The organism is Pseudomonas sp. FH1, from assembly GCF_000510895.2.
Taxonomy (GTDB): Bacteria; Pseudomonadota; Gammaproteobacteria; order Pseudomonadales; family Pseudomonadaceae; genus Aquipseudomonas; species Aquipseudomonas azotoformans_A.
The window spans coordinates 33,838-52,717 of the sequence record NZ_AOHM01000057.1; the positions used below are offsets into that span (position 1 = coordinate 33,838).

Here is an 18,880-nt window from a genome sequence, read left to right on the forward strand (position 1 = left end):
GTTGCGCCGCAGTTGACGAAGATCAAGCTTAGGAGTCCGATAGGGGGCTACGCGATTCGAACCCAGGAGAAGTGCAGATGGCCAAACGTATCCAGTTCAGCGCCCATGGCGGCCCCGAAGTGCTTGAGTATGTGGACTACACGCCGGCAGAGCCCGGCCCGCAGCAGGTTCGCGTGCGTAACGAGGCGATTGGCCTGAACTTCATCGACACCTATTTCCGCAGTGGCCTGTACGCACCGCCCGCATTGCCATCGGGGTTGGGCGCGGAAGGCGCCGGTGTGGTCGACGCGGTCGGCAGCGAAGTCACCCAGTTCAAGGTCGGTGACCGTGTAGCCTACGGCAGCGGCCCGCTGGGCGCCTACAGCCAACTGCATGTGCTGCCCGCCGCCAACCTGGTGCACCTGCCGGATGACATCAGCTTCGAACAAGCCGCCGGCGCCATGCTCAAAGGCCTGACCGTGCAGTACCTGCTGCGCCAGACCTATGAACTGAAGGGCGGCGAAACCATCCTGTTCCACGCCGCTGCCGGTGGCGTCGGCTCCCTGGCCTGCCAATGGGCCAAGGCTCTGGGTGTAAAGCTGATCGGTACTGTGAGTTCGCCGGAAAAAGCCGCCCTGGCCAAATCCCTCGGTGCCTGGGAAACCATCGACTACAGCAAGGAAGACGTCGCACAGCGCGTGTTGGAATTGACCGACGGCAAAAAAGTGCCGGTGGTGTACGACGGCGTCGGCAAGGACACCTGGCTGACCTCGCTGGACAGCGTCGCGCCACGTGGGCTGGTGGTGAGTTTCGGCAATGCGTCCGGCGCGGTGGATGGGGTGAACTTGGGGATTCTGTCGGCCAAGGGCTCGCTGTACGTCACCCGGCCGACCCTGGCGACCTATGCCAACAACCCGCAAAACCTGCAGGCGATGGCGGATGACCTGTTTTCGATGATCCAGAGCGGCAAGGTGCGCATTGATATCAACCAGCGGTATGCGCTGGCGGAGGCGGCGAAGGCGCAGACGGAGTTGTCGGGGCGCAGGACGACTGGGTCGACTATTTTGTTGCCGTAAGGCTATAGATTTTCGGCGACTTTAAGGACCTCTTCGCGAGCAAGCCCGCTCCCACATTTTGACCGCACTCCTTCAGTTGGAACTCGATCAAAATGTGGGAGCGGGCTTGCTCGCGAAGGCCGCACCTCGGTCTCAGGAAGGCCGCACAACCTCGCCAGTCACCAAATCACGAATCAAGCTCGGGTTCTTGCGCCCACCCAAGGCGCCCCCCAACACCAGATCCACCTGGCCACGGAAGTATTGCTCCACGCGAATCCGCGTGCGCGCCGCCGGGCGCCCTTGCGGGTTGGCCGAAGTAGAAATCAACGGCCCTACCAGCGAGCACAAATCCCGCACCAGCGGATGGTCAGTCACCCGTAGGGCAACGGTGTCGTGCACACCCGTCACCCACTCCGGCAACAAATCCTGATGGGGCACCAGCCAGGTGTTCGGCCCTGGCCAAGTGCTGGCCATGCGGTCGATCCAGTCCTGCGGGAAGTCTTCGAACAGAAAGTCGAACTGACGGATATTGTCCGCCACCAGGATCAGGCCCTTGTCCACCGAACGGTTCTTGATGGCGAGCAAACGGTCTACTGCTTCTTCGTTCCACGGATCGCAGCCCAGGCCCCAAACCGCTTCGGTTGGATAGGCAATCACCGCGCCTGCGCGAATTTCTCGTGCGGTTTCCAGCACACGCCACCGGTTGACCATTGTTCACTCTCCAGACTAAAGCTCTGCGCAGTTTACCGATCTTCTTTACAAAACCTAGCAGCGTGCAAGCCAGCGCCCGCTTTCGCAGATGACCTGGCCTTCGAGCTCAAGCTCCGTAAGGCTCGCCAGCACCTGGGACAACGACCGCCCACTGGCAATCGCCAGGGCTTCACTGGTGTGGGGTGCCGCGTGCAGCAGTGCCACCAACGGATGGACAACCGGCATCGGGGTAGGGCGTGACAACGCCTGCCAACCACGCAAACCTTCCAGGATGTGTTCGATGGTCTCCACCAGCACCGCGCCCTCGCGGATCAACTGATGACAGCCCTTGGCGCCGGGATGATGGATGGAGCCCGGAATCGCATACACCTCGCGCCCCTGCTCGGCCGCCAGTTTCGCCGTGATCAGCGAACCGCTGGCCATGCTGGCTTCCACCACCAGCACGCCCAGGGACAAGCCACTGATGATTCGATTGCGTCGGGGAAAGTTACCCGCCTGGGGCGGCGCATCCAGGGGGAACTCGGAAACCACCGCGCTGCCTTGGTCAATCATCGCCGCTGCCAGCCGTCGGTGGCGCTGTGGATAAAAATTTTCCAGCCCGGTGCCGAGCACGCCGATTGTCTGGCCGCCCACATCCAATGCCGCCTGATGCGCTGCACCGTCAATGCCTAACGCAAGGCCACTGGTGATGACAAAACCGGCGCTCGCCAAACTGCGCGAAAACGCCGCAGCCGTGTCCATGCCGGGACGCGATGCACGGCGGCTGCCGACTATCGCCAGTTGCGGTTTTTCCAGGATTGCAGGGTCACCGGCGACGAATAACAGCGGCGGCGCATCATCAATCTGGGCAAGCAGTGCAGGGTAGTCCGGCTGGTCCCACATCAGCAAATGCTGGGCCGGACAGGCCAGCCAGGCCAAAGCCTCGCTGGCAGCATCGCGAATTTCATGACTGCGCCGGGCATCGGCGCTGATGGCCGGCAGCCCGAGTGAACGCCAGGCGCTGGCAGGCGCACTGATGGCTTTTGAGGCAGAGCCGAACGCTTCGATCAACAAGCGAAAACGTTTCTGACCCAATTCCGGCAACCTGTGCAAGCGTAGTCGGGCTTCCAGTTCTGATGGGGAAATTTCATGGCTATTTGTCGGAAACATCTGATCATCCTTGACCGTAACAAGCTGTGGATAACTCTGTTGGTAACTTATTTAGCAGGCTATTCATTGTGTTTGATGAGCAGTCTCGAAACGGTCCATCACCGCCAGCGGTCGTGAGGCATTGAGCACCAGGCCGTAACTGAGCTTTTCGTAGGTGCGAAACACCAGCAGGGTGCCGGCGCGCTCGTCGGGCAGTTTCGTCGGCGCGCCGGTCAGGCGCTCGCGCACCGTGGCGCCGGTCTTGATCACGCTGAGGAGTTGGCCTTCGACCAGGCCGTCACGACGGCCTTTGTTCAGCGTTACGGCATCCAGCACGCCGATCTGGGTCACGCCCTTGGGAATATCGATGATCTGCCCTTCGATAAAGGCGGCCGTTGGCGTGACAGCAAGAGCGGCCGGGTCGACGGGTGTTTGCGCACGCAGCAAGCGGTCACCGGGGCGTACCTCCTGGGTGACACGCTGCACAGCCAGGGTGGTGAGGTCGCCAGCCGTGACAAAACGGGCGGTACCGATATCGTCGGCGTTGATGCCCAACAGCTCTCGGGTCTGAGGGTCGGTGTGGACCTTGCCGCGTCGGAATATGCCGTAATTGGGTTGGGAAGGGTCCAGGTTGCCCCTGGCATACACCCGCTCGCCATTGGCGCCGAGCACGCGACCAGCCTCGGCAGCAACGATGTACGGCGCATTGTCCAGGTCCTGGGGTGTATCAAGGATGCGGTTATGCAACAGGAAGCGCTGGATAGCCTGTTGCGTCGGTTGTTCCAGACGCTGGACGGGCGGGGGCAGCAGGGCCATGGAAAACGGGGCCCACAGCAGCAAGACGAGTAGCGATTTCCTCATGGGGTGAATCTCCTTTATTATGTGCGTTCGCGTGAAATGCCTTGGCCTTCGCGGCTTTTAAGGGTTTCACACCGGTCGTGTGGGTCCATCCCAACGCCGATTTGCCTCTACCTCACATGTGCAGCAATTACGCTTATGGCTATTTTGAACATCCTCGAATTCCCCGACTCGCGCCTGCGCACGATCGCCAAACCGGTGGCCGTAGTGGACGACAAGGTTCGTCAGTTGGTCGATGACATGTTTGAAACAATGTATGAAGCCCCGGGTATCGGCCTCGCCGCGACCCAGGTCAACGTGCATCAGCGCGTCGTGGTCATGGACCTGTCGGAAGATCGCAGCGAACCGATGGTGTACATCAACCCGGAGTTCGAACCGCTGACCGACGAGATGGGCGAATACCAGGAAGGCTGCCTCTCCGTGCCGGAGTTCTACGAGAACGTCGAGCGCCCGCTGCGCGTGAAGATCAAGGCCCTGGACCGCGACGGCAAGCCGTTCGAGCTGATTGCCGAAGGCCTGCTGGCAGTGTGCATCCAGCACGAATGCGACCACCTCAACGGCAAGCTGTTTGTCGATTACCTGTCCACGCTCAAGCGCGACCGGATCAAGAAGAAGCTGGAAAAAAAGCATCGCCAGCAAGCTTGATGCCCCCTTCCAAAGGCTTGCTGCGGCAAGCCTTTTTCTTTTGTGACTGCTTTTAACCGAGACCTCCCATGACCGAGCCACTGCGCATTGTTTTTGCCGGCACGCCTGAATTTGCCGCCGAACACCTCAAGGCCCTGCTTGCCAGCCCTTATGACATCGTCGCGGTGTACACCCAGCCGGATCGCCCGGCCGGTCGTGGGCAAAAACTGATGCCGAGCCCGGTCAAGCAGCTGGCGCTGGAGCACAACATCCCCGTGCTGCAACCGCCGACCCTGCGCAACGCCGAGGCCCAGGCCGAACTGGCGGCGCTGAAGCCGGACCTGTTGGTGGTGGTGGCCTACGGCTTGATCCTGCCGCAAGTGGTGCTGGATATCCCACGCCTGGGCTGCATCAACAGCCATGCCTCGTTGCTGCCTCGCTGGCGCGGTGCGGCGCCGATCCAGCGCGCCGTGGAAGCCGGTGACAGCGAAAGCGGCGTGACCGTGATGCGCATGGAAGCCGGCCTGGACACCGGCCCGATGCTGCTCAAGGTCACTACGCCGATCACCGGCGAAGACACCGGCGGCAGCCTGCACGACCGCCTTGCCGAGTTGGGCCCGCCCGCAGTAATCCAGGCCATCGCCGGCCTGGCCGCCGGCACCCTGGAAGGTGAAGTGCAGGACGACAGCCTGGCCACTTACGCCCACAAGCTGAACAAAGACGAAGCGCGCATCGACTGGAGCCGCCCGGCCGTGGAGCTGGAGCGTCTGGTGCGTGCGTTCAACCCGTGGCCGATCTGCCACAGCACCCTCAACGGCGAAGCCTTGAAAGTGTTGGCCGCCACCTTGGCCGAGGGCAAAGGCGCTCACGGTGAGATCATCGGCGCCAGCAAGGACGGCCTGCTGGTCGCCTGCGGCGAACAGGCGTTGTGTCTGACTCGTCTGCAATTGCCCGGTGGCAAGGCGCTTAATTTCAGCGATTTGTTCAACAGCCGTCGTGAGAAATTTGCCGTGGGTACTCTCCTCGGGGCAGCGCAATGAACCCACGTCTGGCCGCCGCCAAGGCTCTCGCTGCCGTCCTCCAAGGCAAGGCTTCGCTGAACAGTTCGTTGCCGACCCAACTGGACAAGGTCGAAGATCGCGATCGCGGTTTCACCCAGGACCTGGCCTTTGGCACGGCCCGCTGGCAGCCACGCTTGTCGGCGTTGGCAACCAAGTTGCTGCAAAAGCCGTTCAAGGCGGCCGATGCAGATGTGGAAGCGCTGCTGCTGGTGGGCCTCTATCAACTGCTCTACACCCGCGTACCGGCCCACGCCGCTATCGGTGAAACCGTCGGTTGCGCCGACAAGCTGAAAAAACCTTGGGCCAAGGCCCTGCTCAACGCCGTGCTGCGCCGTGCCCAGCGCGAAAGTGAAGCGCTGCTGGCCGAGCTGGAACATGACCCGGTGGTGCGCACCGCCCACCCCCGCTGGCTGCAAAAGTCCCTGAAAGCCTTCTGGCCGGAGCAATGGGAAGCTATTTGCGCGGCGAACAATGCGCACCCGCCGATGATCCTGCGGGTCAATCGTCGCCATCACAGCCGTGACGCCTACCTGCAATTGCTCACAGAGGCCGGTATCAACGCCACGCCGTGCGTGTACAGCGTCGACGGCATCGTGCTCGAAGCCGCCACTGACGTGCGCAGCCTGCCGGGCTTTGCCGAAGGCTGGATCAGCGTGCAGGATGAAGCCGCACAACTGGCTGCCGACCTGCTCGACCTGGCACCCGGTCAACGCGTGCTCGACGCGTGCTGCGCGCCAGGCGGTAAGACCTGTCACATTCTGGAAGTCGAAAAGGACCTGGCCGGTGTGGTCGCTGTCGACCTGGAAGCCAAGCGTCTGGTGCGCGTACGCGAAAACCTCGCGCGCCTGGGCCTCAGCGCCGAACTGATCGCCGCCGACGGCCGTGACACCGCCACCTGGTGGGACGGCAAACCCTTCCAGCGCATCCTGCTCGATGCGCCGTGTTCGGCCACCGGAGTGATCCGCCGCCACCCGGACATCAAGCTCACCCGCCAACCCGACGACATCGCCGCCCTGGCCTTGCTGCAAGGCGAACTGCTCGACGCAATGTGGCCGACCCTGGAAGTCGGCGGCATCCTGCTCTACGCCACCTGTTCCACCTTGCCGACGGAAAACACCGAGGTGATCGAAGCCTTCCTCGCCCGCACCAGCGGCGCCCGGGAGCTGGACCTCGCCACCACGGCCGGTATCAAGCAGCCCCACGGCCGCCAGTTGCTCGCGCAAGAAGGCGGACACGATGGCTTCTACTACGCCAAACTGATCAAGATCGCCGCCGCGCGCGGCTGAATGGTTTTAAGGGAGTGACTGGATGAAAATCATCATCCTTGGGGCAGGGCAGGTCGGCGGCACGCTGGCCGAACATTTGGCCAGCGAAGCCAACGACATCACGGTGGTCGACACCGACAGCGAGCGTCTGCGCAACCTGGGCGACCGCCTCGACATCCGTACCGTGCAAGGCCGCGCATCGTTCCCGACGGTGCTGCGCCAGGCCGGAGCCGACGATGCCGACATGCTGGTGGCCGTGACCAACAGCGACGAAACCAACATGGTCGCCTGCCAGGTCGCCCATACCCTGTTCCACACCCCGACCAAAATCGCCCGTGTACGCGAGGCGGCCTACCTGACCCGCGCCGGGCTGTTCGACAACGACGCGATTCCGGTCGACGTGCTGATCAGCCCTGAACAGGTGGTGACCCACTACATCAAGCGCCTGATCGAGATTCCGGGCGCCTTGCAGGTGATCGACTTCGCCGGCGGCAAGGCGCAACTGGTCGCCGTAAAGGCCTACTACGGCGGCCCGTTGGTGGGCCAGCAACTGCGCCAGTTGCGCGAGCACATGCCGAATGTGGAAACCCGCGTCGCGGCGATTTTCCGACGCGACCGCCCGATCCTGCCCCAGGGCGACACGGTGATCGAGGCCGACGACGAAGTGTTTTTCATCGCCGCCAAGGCGAACATTCGTGCCGTCATGAGCGAAATGCGCCGCCTCGACGAGACCTATAAACGCATCGTCATCGCAGGCGGCGGGCAGATCGGCGAGCGTTTGGCCGAAGCCATCGAAAGCCGCTACCAGGTGAAGATCATCGAGATGAGTCCGGCACGTTGCCGGCATTTATCCGACACCCTCGACAGCACCGTCGTACTGCAAGGCAGTGCCTCGGACCGCGACCTGCTGATGGAAGAGAACATCGCCGATGCGGATATCTTCCTGGCCCTGACCAACGATGACGAAGCCAACATCATGTCATCGCTGCTGGCCAAGCGGCTGGGCGCGAAGAAGGTGATGACCATCATCAACAACCCGGCTTATGTGGACCTGATCCAGGGTGGCGATATCGACATCGCCATCAGCCCGCAGTTGGCGACCATCGGCACCTTGCTGGCCCACGTGCGTCGTGGCGATATCGTCAGCGTACACTCCCTGCGCCGGGGTGCGGCGGAGGCTATCGAGGCGATTGCCCATGGCGACTCGAAGTCGAGCAAAGTGATCGGCAAGGCCATCCGCGATATCGGCTTGCCGCCGGGCACCACCATTGGCGCGATCATCCGTGATGAAGAGGTGATCATTGCCCACGACGATACGGTGATCGAAACCGGGGACCATGTGATTCTGTTCCTGGTGGACAAGAAACATATCCGCGATGTGGAGAAACTGTTCCACGTGGGCCTGAGCTTTTTCTGACACAACGGAGTACGCCTGCATGCTCGAATCCCTGGAAAAAATGCTCGCCAAGGGTGTGGATAATTCCCTGCTGCGTTTTGGTTTGGGCAAGGGTTATCTGGACCTGAAGGACAACGCCAAGGCGGCCGAGCATCTGCACAAATGCGTGGAGTTCGACCCCAAGTATTCGGCGGCGTGGAAGTTGTTGGGTAAGGCGCAGTTGGGGCTGGAAGATCGTGCGGCGGCGCGGCTGGCGTGGGAGAAGGGCATCGAAGCGGCCCAGGCCCATGGCGACAAACAGGCCGAAAAAGAAATGGCGGTGTTCCTGAAGAAACTCGACCGCGTGTAAACGCGTGCTTTTGTAGTGAGCGGGCTTGCCCCGCGCGAGGCAAGCTCGCTCACTACAAGTGTCAAGCCGGCATCAATACCAGCGCTCTTCGCCCGGCGGGCGCTTCTTGAAGCGCTTCATGCTCCACATGTACTGGCTCGGATAAGCGCCGACATACCGCTCTACCACCTTGCTCATCGCCGCACAGGACGTAGCAGTGTCGGTGCTATACATGTCTTCAGGCGCCGCTTCCAGAATCACTTTGTAACCCGAACCGTCCGGCAGCCGCAGGGCATGCAGGAATACGCCGACGGCCTTGTGACCGGCGAGCATGTTCGGCACGAACTTGCTGGTCAGCGCCTGGGTGGCAAAGAACGGCACGAAGATCCCCGCGGATTCTGCCGGCTCAGGATCCGCCGGAATGCCCACCTGGCCGCCTTTGCGCACTTCCTTGATCACGCTGAGGATGCCTTCCTTGGTCGACGCCGCCACGCGGTTGCCCAGTTGCACGCGCTGCTTGCGCAGCAACTCATCCACCGCCTTGAGCTTGGGCGGGCGGTAGAAAATGATCGGTTTGCACTGGCTGCAATAGAAATGGTTCAGCACTTCCCAATTGCCCAAGTGGCTGGTGATGCCGACCACGCCTTTGCCCGAGGCCAGGGCTTCGTGCAGCACCTCCAGGCCTTCGACTTCACGCACCAGGTCGATGGAACGCTGGGCCGGCCAGATCCAAGCGCAGGCGCTTTCGGTCAGGGACTTGCCGATGTCCATCAGGCTGCGGCCGACTAAAGCTTCACGCTCGACGGGGTCCATGTCCGGGAAGCATTTGGACAGGTTGATCCGCACCGTGTCGCGGGAGCGGTTGGGGGTTTTCCACATGATCCAGCCAATCGCCGTGCCGACGGCCTGGACAGCGCGCCAGGGCAGCAGGGCAAACAACCGGAGAGCGCCTACCAGCAAGGCGCCTTTCAACTTTTCCACAGGTCACTCCTGATCGTGTGTGGTGCGCAAAGCCGGCATTCTAACCGGCGTTGGCCAAGTCCGCGTAACGGTCGCAGTCCTGAGTGTGGTCCATGACCATGCCTGAGGCCTGCATGAACGCGTAGCAAATGGTCGGCCCGACGAAGGTGAAACCGGCTTTTTTCAAGGCTTTGCTCATGGCTTCAGCCTCGGGTGTAATCGCTGGCACTTCGCTGCGGTCCTTGAAGTGATTGACCTTGGGATGGCCACCAACAAAGGACCAGAGCAGCCCCACCGGGTCCTCCAGCGCCAGCCAGGCAGTGGCATTGCGGCGGGTGGCGTTGAGCTTCAGGCGATTGCGCACGATGCCTGGATCCTGCATCAGCGCTTCGATCTCGTCATCAGTCAACCGCGTCAACCGCTGCGCATCAAAGCCAAACAAGACCTTTCGATAATGCTCGCGTTTGCGTAAAACGGTGATCCAGGAAAGGCCCGCCTGGAACCCTTCGAGTAAAAGTAACTCGAACAAACCCTGCGCATCGCGCAGCGGCGTTCCCCACTCCTGATCGTGATAAGCCATGTACAGCGGATCTTCAGAACACCAAAAGCAGCGTGGCATAAGGCTCCAGGGGATGGTGGCGCGGCCGAATCGGGTATACTCCCGCTCTTTAAATCGCAGCCCAAGTAACAGGTGAATTTCGTGAGCCAGCCTACGCCAGCCGTGCGTACCTTCCAAGACTTGATCCTCGCCCTCCAGCAATACTGGGCCGAGCAAGGTTGTGTGGTACTTCAGCCCTACGATATGGAAGTAGGCGCCGGCACTTTCCACACCGCTACATTCCTGCGGGCCATCGGCCCGGAAACCTGGAACGCCGCTTATGTGCAGCCCAGTCGTCGCCCGACTGACGGCCGCTACGGCGAAAACCCGAACCGTCTGCAGCACTACTACCAGTTCCAGGTGGTATTGAAGCCGAACCCGGACAACTTCCAGGAACTGTACCTGGGCTCGCTCAAGCACGTGGGCCTGGACCCACTGGTCCACGATATCCGTTTTGTCGAAGACAACTGGGAATCGCCGACCCTGGGCGCCTGGGGCCTGGGCTGGGAAGTCTGGCTCAACGGCATGGAAGTGACGCAGTTCACTTACTTCCAGCAAGCGGGCGGCATCGAATGCTACCCGGTGACCGGCGAAATCACCTACGGCCTTGAGCGCCTGGCCATGTACCTGCAAGGCGTGGACTCGGTCTACGACCTGGTGTGGGCTGACGGCCCGTTCGGCAAAGTGACCTACGGCGACGTGTTCCACCAGAACGAGGTGGAGCAATCCACTTACAACTTCGAACACGCCAACGTCGACAAACTGTTCGAACTGTTCGATTTCTATGAAAGCGAAGCCAAGCGCCTGATCGAGCTCGACCAGCCGCTGCCGTTGCCAAGCTATGAAATGGTGTTGAAGGCCTCCCATACCTTCAACCTGCTGGATGCCCGCCGTGCCATCTCGGTCACCGCGCGCCAGCAATACATCCTGCGTGTACGCACCCTGGCGCGTTCCGTCGCCCAAGCCTACCTGCTGGCTCGCGCCAAGCTGGGCTTCCCGATGGCAACCCCGGACCTGCGTGATGAAGTGTTGGCTAAGCTGGAGGCTGCACAATGAGTGCTCAAGATTTCCTGGTTGAACTGGGCACCGAAGAGCTGCCACCCAAGGCACTGAACACCCTGGCCGACGCGTTCCTGGCCGGGATCGAAAAAGGCCTGCAGACCGCGGGTCTTAAATTCGCCGCGAAGAAAGTCTACGCCGCGCCACGTCGCCTGGCCGTGTTGCTGACCGCGCTGGAAACCCAGCAGCCGGACCGCAGCATCAACCTCGACGGCCCACCGCGCCAGGCGGCTTTCGACGCCGAAGGCAACCCAACTCAAGCCGCCCTTGGTTTTGCCAAGAAGTGCGGCGTGGAGCTGAGCGAGATCGACCAGAGCGGCCCGAAACTGCGTTTCAGCCAGGTCATCACCGGCAAGCCGACCGCCAGCCTGTTGCCGACCATCGTTGAAGACTCGCTGAACGACCTGCCAATCCCCAAGCGCATGCGCTGGGGCGCTCGCAAGGAAGAGTTCGTACGTCCGACCCAGTGGCTGGTGATGCTGCTCGGTGACCAAGTCATCGATTGCACCCTCCTTGCCCAGAAAGCCGGTCGTGATTCCCGTGGTCACCGCTTCCATCACCCTGAAGCTGTACGCATCACCTCGCCGGCCAACTACGCCGCCGACCTGCGTGCCGCTTACGTGCTGGCCGACGCCAACGAGCGTCGCGAGCTGATCAGCAAGCGTACCGAAGAGCTGGCCCGCCTGCAGGAAGGCACCGCCATCGTGCCGCCAAGCCTGCTCGACGAGGTGACCGCGCTGGTTGAATGGCCGGTGCCGCTGGTGTGCTCGTTCGAAGAACGTTTCCTCGACGTGCCGCAAGAAGCGCTGATCACCACCATGCAGGACAACCAGAAGTATTTCTGCCTGCTGGACGTGGACGGCAAGTTGCTGCCGCGCTTCATCACCGTGGCCAATATCGAAAGCAAGGACCCGCAGCAGATCATCGCCGGTAACGAAAAAGTCGTTCGCCCGCGCCTGACTGACGCCGAGTTCTTCTTCAAGCAAGACAAGAAGCAGAAGCTGGAAGACTTCAACCTGCGCCTGCAGAACGTGGTGTTCCAGGAAAAACTCGGCAGCGTCTACGACAAGGCCGTGCGCGTTTCCAAGCTGGCCGCCTACATTGCGCCACGCATTGGTGGCGATTCCGCCTGGGCTGCGCGTGCAGGCCTGCTGTCCAAGTGCGACCTGGCCACCGAGATGGTCGGCGAGTTCCCGGAGATGCAAGGCGTTGCTGGCTACTACTACGCCCTCAACGACGGCGAGCCGGACGATGTGGCCCTGGCCCTGAACGAGCAGTACATGCCGCGCGGTGCCGGTGCTGAACTGCCAAGCACCTTGACCGGCGCTGCGGTGGCCATCGCCGACAAGCTGGATACCCTTGTGGGTATCTTTGGTATCGGCATGCTGCCAACCGGCAGCAAAGACCCGTATGCCCTGCGCCGTGCGGCCCTGGGCGTGCTGCGTATCCTGATCGACAAGAAGCTGGACCTCGACCTGACCCAGGCCGTGGTGTTTGCCGTCGGCCAGTTCGGTGCCAAGGTCAAGCAAGCCGGCCTGGCCGAGCAAGTGCTGGAGTTCGTGTTCGACCGCCTGCGTGCGCGTTACGAAGACGAAGGTGTGGACGTGTCGGTGTACCTGGCGGTACGTGCCCTGCAACCGGGTTCGGCGCTGGACTTCGACCAGCGCGTACAAGCCGTGCAGGCCTTCCGCAAACTGCCGGAAGCCGACGCCCTGGCCGCTGTGAACAAACGTGTGTCGAACCTGCTGAGCAAGGCCGAAGGCCTGGGCAATGCTGACGTCGACCCAGGCCTGTTTGCCGATGCCAAGGAGTTCTCGCTGAACTCGGCCATCGCCAAAGCGGAGACGGCCGTGAAACCGCTGATCGCCGAGCGCAACTACGCCGAAGCGCTCGCGCGCCTGGCCACGTTGCGTGACCCGGTGGATGCGTTCTTCGAAGCCGTGATGATCAATGCCGACGATGCCGGCGTACGCAAAAACCGCTACGCCATGCTGGCGCGCCTGCGCGGTCTGTTCGTCAACATTGCTGACATTTCGACGCTGAGCTGACCATGTTGAAACTGCTGATTCTCGATCGGGACGGGGTGATCAATGTCGACTCCGACGCTTACATCAAGTCGGTGGCGGAATGGATTCCACTGCCCGGCTCGATCGAGGCCATCGCGCAGTTGAGCAAAGCCGGCTGGACGGTGGCCATCGCCACCAACCAGTCCGGCATCGCCCGTGGTTACTACGACATCGCCACCCTGGACGCCATGCACGCGCGCTTGCGCACGTTGGTGGCCGAGCAGGGCGGTGAGGTGGGGTTGGTGGTGTACTGCCCCCACGGGCCGGATGAGGGCTGCGATTGTCGCAAACCCAAGCCTGGCATGTTGAAAACCATTGCAGAACATTACAAGGTGCCGTTAGCTGGGATATGGTTCGTCGGGGACAGCCTCGGTGACCTGGAGGCGGCCAAAGCCGTCGACTCTCAGCCAGTTTTGGTTAAGACCGGGAAAGGCGAAAAGACCCAGGCGAAAAACCTGCCGGTAGGCACCTTGATTTTTGACGATCTGGCGGCCGTTGCCGCAGAACTTATCAACAACTAGCCACCCTCGACTTCCTGAACAAGGATTGCTCGGGAGTGCGCTTTTAGCAGGCGGGCCGCGTCCCGCAACGGTAAATGCCGCCATGTCGATTTTGCAGGCCATCAGAACCTTTTTCTTTTACCTGCTGCTGGGCACCAGTTCGTTCCTCTGGTGCACCCTGAGCTTTTTTATTGCGCCCTTTTTGCCATTCAAGGCGCGCTATCGCTTTATCAACGTCTATTGGTGCCGCTGCGCGTTGTGGCTGTCCAAGGTGTTCCTGAACATCCGATTCGAGGTCAAGGGCGCGGAAAACGTCCCGGACCAGCCCTGCGTGATTCTGTCGAACCACCAGAGCACCTGGGAGACGTTCTTCCTGTCGGCGTACTTCTCGCCGTTGAGCCAGGTACTCAAGCGCGAGCTGTTGTACGTGCCGTTCTTCGGCTGGGCCATGGCCATGCTGCGCCCGATCGCCATCGACCGTGACAACCCCAAGGCCGCGCTCAAGCATGTGGCCAAGAAAGGCGATGAGCTGCTCAAGGACGGTGTTTGGGTGCTGATCTTCCCCGAAGGCACACGTGTGCCCTACGGCACGGTAGGCAAGTTCTCACGCGGCGGCACGGCTTTGGCGGTCAATGCACATCTGCCGGTGCTGCCGATTGCGCATAACGCCGGCAAGTTCTGGCCAAAGACCGGCTGGGCTAAACGCGCAGGCACCATCACTGTGGTGATCGGCGAACCGATGTACGCCGAAGGTGAAGGACCTCGTGCCATCGCCGCGCTGAATGACCGCGCCCAGGCGTGGAATGAAGCGCAGCAACGGGCCATGGGGTCGCTGCCACCAGAGCCGGTTGTAGTCGACACGCCGGTCATCTGATCATCTGTGGATAACCTGTGTACGGTTTGTTGGCGAATCGCCTTTTTTGTCTTTTAAGAGACTGTTTTACTTACATATTTCTCAAGCTCATAAAATCACGGAAAAGGTGCATAAGTTTTTTCCGCATAAAAAACCGGTCCTTGTGACCGGTTTTTTATGCACAGCAGAAAAGTACGTTTTTCAGTCTTCCAGCAGCGGCAGTTGAAGGCTGAATGTGGTGCCTTTGCCCACCACGCTTTCGCAACTAATACGCCCCCCGTGACGCTCTACCACAGCCTTGACCATGGTCAGTCCCAACCCCAGGCCTTCGCTGCCTTGGGACGAATCGAAGCGGCGGTATTGGCTGAACAGCTCCGGCAGGTCCTGTGCGGCAATCCCTGGACCCTGGTCGCTGATACGGCACTCCAACCAGCCTTCTGCGCTGCTGTGCCTCAACCTCACGGTCGTCCCGGAAGGCGAATACTTGATGGCGTTCTCCAGCACGTTGAACAACGCGCGGGTTAGCAATGATTGGTCAGCCGACACCATGCCTTCATCGGCCTCGTCCAAGTCGTGAACCAGATGAATCCCCTTGAGCTGGGCGATCAGCGCCACTTGGTCAAATGCATCCATGACCAACATGGCGAACAGCGTCGGCTGGAACTGGTAACCGTCAGCCTCGGCTTTCGCCAGTTGCACGAAGGATTCAGTGAGGCCCAAGGCACGGCGAACTTGTTGTTCAATCTGGGCAAAGACTGGGGACTCGCCGTTATGCACATCCAGCAGTGCAAGGATCGCTGAATGGGGTGCGCGCAGGTCGTGAGAGAGGAACCGCAACATGGTCTCGCGGTGTTGCTGGGCTTCGCGCTCCTTGCTCAGATCCGTCAGGCTCAGCAGCCAACCAAGGGCGACATCGCCTTCAGCCGGCAGCAAGGGCGCAAGCTCCATGCGCAGGCTGCGTTGGTGGATGTCCCGGAACTCCACAAGCTCCAGCGCCGACAGGGCAGGGCGCACGCCATTGTGCAGCGGCGGGTAGCCCAAATCCGCCAGTTGCTCCAACAAGTTTTCGTTAACCAGATCATTGCCGAACACTTGCCGGGAAATGCGGTTGGCCAGCAGGATATTGCCCTTGGGATCTGTGATCAGGGTCGCCACCGGCAGGCACTCCAGGCCATCGGCCATAAAGCGCCGTGTGTCGCGTGTGCGGCTTACGGCCTGTTCCAGGGCAAAGATACGTGCCTGCAACACATCGCCTTTGCTGGCAGGTGCACGGCGGCGTTCGGGCAGGACTTTGGGTTCGTTGTCCAGGCGTGCCAGTTCCCAGCCGAAATAGGCGAGGATCACACTGAGGCGGCGCCAGTTCCAGATCAGGTAGCTGAGCAGCAAACCAATCAGACAGGCCGCAGGCGACCACCAATGCCCTAGGCGCAACAGGGCCAGGGAACCGAGTAACGCGGCGCCCATGCAGCCCAGGGTCATCCACAACGCATAGCGCGGACGATAGAGCAGCAGGCCCAATAACAATGCCACCAATGAGGTCGCCATCAAGGCCGCAAGCCAGCCTGGCAGATCAACGATGCTGCGGCCTTGCAGCAAGCCATTGAGCAGGTTGGCCTGGATCTCCACACCTGCCGTGGTGCCCACCGTCGAAGACACAGGTGTGACGAAACGATCGCCCATCCCGGAGGCTGTCGACCCCACCAGGATCAGGCGACCACGCAGTTGCTCGGGAGCCACTTCACCGCGCAATACGCTCGCGTAGGACACGCTGGGAAAATGCGTATGAGGGGCAATGAACGGGATACGGATAGCGTGCTCCCGATGCCAGTGCTGAGTGAGCGATTGCAGAGGCTCGCCCGGCATGTCAGACAACCCGCCACTCATCTCATAGGCCAGCCAGGCCAATTGCGGTGCCGTGGCATCGGGCGGGCCTTCACGCAGGTAGAGGCTGCGGACCACACCATCGCTGTCCGCTTCCACATTGATGTGGCCAACCCCTTTGGCGCATTTGAGCAGCGGCATCATCTGCGTGTCCGGTTGGCTGTAGTTCGCAGCACCTTCACGCACCAGGGGTAGCAAGACATTGCCAGCGTTGCAGACCGACTCAGCCAGGCGTTTGTCATTGGCGGGGTCGCCGGGCTCACTGAAGATCACATCGAACAGAATGGCCGACGGTTGCGCGGCGCTCAGGCGGTCGATCAAGTCGGCGTGCAGGCTGCGTGGCCAAGGCCATCGGCCTAGCTTCTTAAGGCTGGAATCATCGATCGTCACCAGCAGGATGCGGGGATCGACAGGTAGTGGTGTGAGGCGACGCAGGCTGTCGTCTAACGGATTGTTCAAGGCCAGGCCCGGGCTCAGCGACAGATAGGCGGTGATGGGCAGCAGCAGCAAACCTATCCACAACCATTCACGCACCAGGCCGTGGAACAGGCGCTGGGCATGGGTGGGTTGACGTTTCTCGGCCTTGCCCCAGAGCATCATTGGTCAACGTACCTGGGCAGTGGGCGGGTAGTAGAAGATGTCATAGACCCCGGTTTCTCCCTCCAGGCCGTTTTCGTCGTAAGCCGACAAGCGCACGTGATAGAACGAGGCTTTGAGCCCAGTGAAGCTCATTTTCGGCGTGCTGGAAAAGTTTTCCTGCTTGATGTTCATAAAGGTTTTGTCAGTGGCGACCTGTGCACGGTAGCGCTGGGCGCCGGGCAATGGCCGAAGGTATAAGCTCCAGACCGGCGCGTCGCCTTTCTGGCCGTCTTGGCCGATCAGCTTCGGTGCGGCCAGCAGTTCTACAGGATTGAGGTCGCCCTGTTTCTTGAAGAGCAGGCCTTGGCGTGCAGCCACTTTGATCTCGCCTGTCCGATCCCGGTTGGCGGCGACTTGACCGTCCAACACCTCCAACAGCGATCGCTCAGCGTCATTGCGCACCCGAAAGTGCGTACCTCGCACCCCCAGCACCCCTACAGGCGTCACGATCTGGAAGCGATCATGATCGCTGGCACGCTTGATCACATACGCCTCGGCCTGGCCTTGTTCGAGTACCACTCGGGGAATCGACAGCTTCTTCTCCAAGTGGAGCCGCACCTGGGAATCAGAGGGCAACACCACGCGGGATCCATCACCCAGCAACAGGCTGACGAACGCCGACGCCGAGGTCTTCACACCTTCCTGTTCATCAATAGACATGCCTTCGAGCAGGGGAATCATCTTGCCCCGGGTATTGAGCTTCCAGGCTTCGCCGGTGAGATGCTGGACTACGGCAGGCAGAGGCTGGACCCGGCACAGGAAGTCATCGTCGATGTATGGCGCACGAACCTTTGTAGCAGCGCCCGCCGAGCCCACCATCATGATCAACAAAGAGGGAAGGGCGCAGCGCAGGCAATTAAGAGAAAGAAACATGGCGCTCATACAAGTCAGGGTTCCAGAGGGCAACAGACATCAGCGCACAGGAGTTTACGGCAGCGCATGCGTCGGCTGATCCTTTTCCTTAGGTTCAGGAGCCGGTATCTTTCCCACATTGGTATCGAGGACTTTCAATGGGTTAACCGCTCATTGATCCCAGCGTATAGAGAGATCCGAGGGGTCGATGAATCTGCGCACAATTCTTCAGATTCAAAAACCGGCCGACGGCTGTCGCACTCTTCAAATGAAAGGACCCACCCATGCGTGTCGCAATACTGGATGACGAACCCGCCGAACTGCGCCGGGTGGAACAGACACTGCGACAAATCCCCAGCACCGCCGAACAGCCTTGGTCCCTGCATTGCTTCGAACGCGGTGAAGACCTGTTACGCCAACTGCGCCGGGAAACCTTCGACCTGCTGATACTCGACTGGCAATTGCCGGACATCACCGGCATCGCGTTGCTGCGCTGGACCCGCGAACACATGGAGTCGCCACCTGCCGTCATCATGCTCACCAGCCGTGATGCCGAGAGCGACATCGTCACCGCGCTCAACAGTGGCGCCGATGATTACGTCAGCAAACCTTTCCGTCCTAATGAATTGAAAGCACGGGTCACGGCGGTTCTGCGTCGGCATGGCCTGCAGAAGTCTGCCACCCATGAAGTGCAGAGCTTCAATGACCTGACCTTTGATGACGCTGAGTTGACGGTTACCCGCGCGGGCAAACCGATCAACCTCACGGAACGTGAGTACCGTCTGGCCAGCTGTCTGTTCGCTAACTTGGCCCGACCACTGTCTCGCGAGTACCTCTACGAGCGGTTCTGGACCCATGAAGAAATGGTGTCGTCACGGCCGCTGGATACGCATATCTACCGGTTACGAAACAAGCTGGGGCTGACGGCGGATCGGGGTTGGCAGTTGCTGAAGATCTATGGGTATGGGTATCGATTGGAGAGTGTGACGGCAGCTTCTCAAGGCTGATTACGCTGATGTTCCACGTGGAGCATTTTCAAATTCGCTGATTTTCACCCAATAAAAAAG

The 18,880-nt window shown here is 60.9% G+C and carries 18 protein-coding genes; 11 read left to right on the forward strand and 7 right to left on the reverse strand.

Annotation, left to right across the window (positions count from 1 at the left end; genetic code table 11):
- Window positions 1-77: 77 nt before the first annotated feature.
- On the forward strand, window positions 78-1,055 hold the full coding sequence (locus H096_RS17705) for a quinone oxidoreductase (RefSeq protein ID WP_033900454.1): 978 nt from the start codon (window positions 78-80) through the stop codon (window positions 1,053-1,055).
- Window positions 1,056-1,187: 132 nt separating this feature from the next.
- On the opposite strand, the gene H096_RS17710 is transcribed toward H096_RS17705, so the two are convergent.
- From H096_RS17710 to H096_RS17720, 3 genes are all read right to left on the reverse strand, one after another.
- Entirely contained in the window at window positions 1,188-1,745 is a 558-nt protein-coding gene (locus H096_RS17710; protein ID WP_003170728.1) for an L-threonylcarbamoyladenylate synthase, read from the reverse strand.
- A gap of 54 nt (window positions 1,746-1,799) precedes the next feature.
- Entirely contained in the window at window positions 1,800-2,894 is a 1,095-nt protein-coding gene (dprA, locus tag H096_RS17715) for a DNA-processing protein DprA (RefSeq protein WP_033900455.1), read from the reverse strand.
- Window positions 2,895-2,957: 63 nt separating this feature from the next.
- Entirely contained in the window at window positions 2,958-3,734 is a 777-nt protein-coding gene (locus H096_RS17720) for a hypothetical protein (RefSeq protein WP_033900457.1), read from the reverse strand.
- Window positions 3,735-3,869: 135 nt separating this feature from the next.
- Here H096_RS17720 and def point away from each other — a divergent pair, with 135 nt between their 5' ends.
- The 5 genes from def (at window position 3,870) to H096_RS17745 (ending at window position 8,426) form a co-directional block, all read left to right on the forward strand.
- Complete coding sequence (gene def / locus H096_RS17725; RefSeq protein ID WP_016978734.1) at window positions 3,870-4,376, forward strand: peptide deformylase; 507 nt, start codon at window positions 3,870-3,872, stop codon at window positions 4,374-4,376.
- A 68-nt stretch (window positions 4,377-4,444) separates the two neighbouring features.
- Window positions 4,445-5,395 carry a methionyl-tRNA formyltransferase gene (gene fmt, locus H096_RS17730; protein WP_033900458.1) on the forward strand — a complete coding sequence of 317 codons (951 nt, stop codon included), beginning with the start codon at window positions 4,445-4,447 and terminating at the stop codon, window positions 5,393-5,395.
- The gene (gene rsmB, locus H096_RS17735; RefSeq protein WP_033900465.1) at window positions 5,392-6,702 is read left to right on the forward strand and encodes a 16S rRNA (cytosine(967)-C(5))-methyltransferase RsmB; all 1,311 of its coding nucleotides are present in this window, start codon (window positions 5,392-5,394) and stop codon (window positions 6,700-6,702) included. Before fmt ends, rsmB begins: the two co-directional genes overlap by 4 nt.
- A 22-nt stretch (window positions 6,703-6,724) precedes the next feature.
- Window positions 6,725-8,098 carry a Trk system potassium transporter TrkA gene (gene trkA / locus H096_RS17740; protein WP_010207735.1) on the forward strand — a complete coding sequence of 458 codons (1,374 nt, stop codon included), beginning with the start codon at window positions 6,725-6,727 and terminating at the stop codon, window positions 8,096-8,098.
- Window positions 8,099-8,117: 19 nt separating this feature from the next.
- Complete coding sequence (locus H096_RS17745; RefSeq protein ID WP_033900467.1) at window positions 8,118-8,426, forward strand: hypothetical protein; 309 nt, start codon at window positions 8,118-8,120, stop codon at window positions 8,424-8,426.
- Window positions 8,427-8,498: 72 nt separating this feature from the next.
- Here the strand turns inward: H096_RS17745 and H096_RS17750 are convergent, their stop codons facing one another.
- Together H096_RS17750 and tag are read right to left on the reverse strand one after the other, a co-directional pair.
- Complete coding sequence (locus H096_RS17750) at window positions 8,499-9,386, reverse strand: lysophospholipid acyltransferase (RefSeq protein WP_033900470.1); 888 nt, start codon at window positions 9,384-9,386, stop codon at window positions 8,499-8,501.
- A gap of 40 nt (window positions 9,387-9,426) precedes the next feature.
- Entirely contained in the window at window positions 9,427-9,984 is a 558-nt protein-coding gene (gene tag, locus H096_RS17755; protein ID WP_033900471.1) for a DNA-3-methyladenine glycosylase I, read from the reverse strand.
- A gap of 81 nt (window positions 9,985-10,065) precedes the next feature.
- Between tag and glyQ the strand changes: the two genes are divergently transcribed.
- The 4 genes from glyQ to H096_RS17775 all read left to right on the forward strand — a co-directional run bounded on the left by glyQ (window position 10,066) and on the right by H096_RS17775 (window position 14,462).
- The gene (gene glyQ / locus H096_RS17760) at window positions 10,066-11,019 is read left to right on the forward strand and encodes a glycine--tRNA ligase subunit alpha (RefSeq protein ID WP_003187265.1); all 954 of its coding nucleotides are present in this window, start codon (window positions 10,066-10,068) and stop codon (window positions 11,017-11,019) included.
- Complete coding sequence (gene glyS / locus H096_RS17765; protein WP_033900472.1) at window positions 11,016-13,070, forward strand: glycine--tRNA ligase subunit beta; 2,055 nt, start codon at window positions 11,016-11,018, stop codon at window positions 13,068-13,070. The genes glyQ and glyS overlap by 4 nt, the downstream gene beginning before the upstream one ends.
- 2 nt (window positions 13,071-13,072) lie before the next feature.
- A complete protein-coding gene (gene gmhB, locus H096_RS17770; protein ID WP_161630242.1) occupies window positions 13,073-13,609 on the forward strand; it encodes a D-glycero-beta-D-manno-heptose 1,7-bisphosphate 7-phosphatase in 537 nt (178 codons plus the stop codon).
- An 82-nt stretch (window positions 13,610-13,691) separates the two neighbouring features.
- Complete coding sequence (locus tag H096_RS17775) at window positions 13,692-14,462, forward strand: lysophospholipid acyltransferase family protein (protein WP_033900474.1); 771 nt, start codon at window positions 13,692-13,694, stop codon at window positions 14,460-14,462.
- Window positions 14,463-14,642: 180 nt separating this feature from the next.
- Here H096_RS17775 and H096_RS17780 read toward each other — a convergent pair whose 3' ends face one another.
- Complete coding sequence (locus H096_RS17780) at window positions 14,643-16,922, reverse strand: CHASE2 domain-containing protein (RefSeq protein ID WP_033900476.1); 2,280 nt, start codon at window positions 16,920-16,922, stop codon at window positions 14,643-14,645.
- A 3-nt stretch (window positions 16,923-16,925) separates the two neighbouring features.
- Window positions 16,926-17,783 (reverse strand): FecR domain-containing protein, encoded by an 858-nt coding sequence (locus tag H096_RS17785; RefSeq protein ID WP_241495516.1) that lies wholly within the window; start codon window positions 17,781-17,783, stop codon window positions 16,926-16,928.
- A 314-nt stretch (window positions 17,784-18,097) separates the two neighbouring features.
- Here H096_RS17785 and H096_RS17790 point away from each other — a divergent pair, with 314 nt between their 5' ends.
- Window positions 18,098-18,820, forward strand: coding sequence for a response regulator transcription factor (locus H096_RS17790; RefSeq protein WP_033900478.1), 723 nt, complete (start codon window positions 18,098-18,100; stop codon window positions 18,818-18,820).
- Window positions 18,821-18,880 lie beyond the last annotated feature (60 nt).

Bases quoted from the DNA above. Each gene is read 5' to 3' on its own strand.
- H096_RS17785 (WP_241495516.1), bottom strand. From the start codon at position 17,783: ATGATGGTGGGCTCGGCGGGCGCTGCTACAAAGGTTCGTGCGCCATAC.
- H096_RS17745 (WP_033900467.1), top strand. From the start codon at position 8,118: ATGCTCGAATCCCTGGAAAAAATGCTCGCCAAGGGTGTGGATAATTCC.
- fmt (WP_033900458.1), top strand. From the start codon at position 4,445: ATGACCGAGCCACTGCGCATTGTTTTTGCCGGCACGCCTGAATTTGCC.
- rsmB (WP_033900465.1), top strand. From the start codon at position 5,392: ATGAACCCACGTCTGGCCGCCGCCAAGGCTCTCGCTGCCGTCCTCCAA.
- H096_RS17775 (WP_033900474.1), top strand. From the start codon at position 13,692: ATGTCGATTTTGCAGGCCATCAGAACCTTTTTCTTTTACCTGCTGCTG.
- H096_RS17720 (WP_033900457.1), bottom strand. From the start codon at position 3,734: ATGAGGAAATCGCTACTCGTCTTGCTGCTGTGGGCCCCGTTTTCCATG.
- dprA (WP_033900455.1), bottom strand. From the start codon at position 2,894: ATGTTTCCGACAAATAGCCATGAAATTTCCCCATCAGAACTGGAAGCC.
- def (WP_016978734.1), top strand. From the start codon at position 3,870: ATGGCTATTTTGAACATCCTCGAATTCCCCGACTCGCGCCTGCGCACG.
- H096_RS17780 (WP_033900476.1), bottom strand. From the start codon at position 16,922: ATGATGCTCTGGGGCAAGGCCGAGAAACGTCAACCCACCCATGCCCAG.
- H096_RS17710 (WP_003170728.1), bottom strand. From the start codon at position 1,745: ATGGTCAACCGGTGGCGTGTGCTGGAAACCGCACGAGAAATTCGCGCA.
- gmhB (WP_161630242.1), top strand. From the start codon at position 13,073: ATGTTGAAACTGCTGATTCTCGATCGGGACGGGGTGATCAATGTCGAC.
- H096_RS17705 (WP_033900454.1), top strand. From the start codon at position 78: ATGGCCAAACGTATCCAGTTCAGCGCCCATGGCGGCCCCGAAGTGCTT.
- H096_RS17790 (WP_033900478.1), top strand. From the start codon at position 18,098: ATGCGTGTCGCAATACTGGATGACGAACCCGCCGAACTGCGCCGGGTG.
- glyS (WP_033900472.1), top strand. From the start codon at position 11,016: ATGAGTGCTCAAGATTTCCTGGTTGAACTGGGCACCGAAGAGCTGCCA.
- trkA (WP_010207735.1), top strand. From the start codon at position 6,725: ATGAAAATCATCATCCTTGGGGCAGGGCAGGTCGGCGGCACGCTGGCC.
- tag (WP_033900471.1), bottom strand. From the start codon at position 9,984: ATGCCACGCTGCTTTTGGTGTTCTGAAGATCCGCTGTACATGGCTTAT.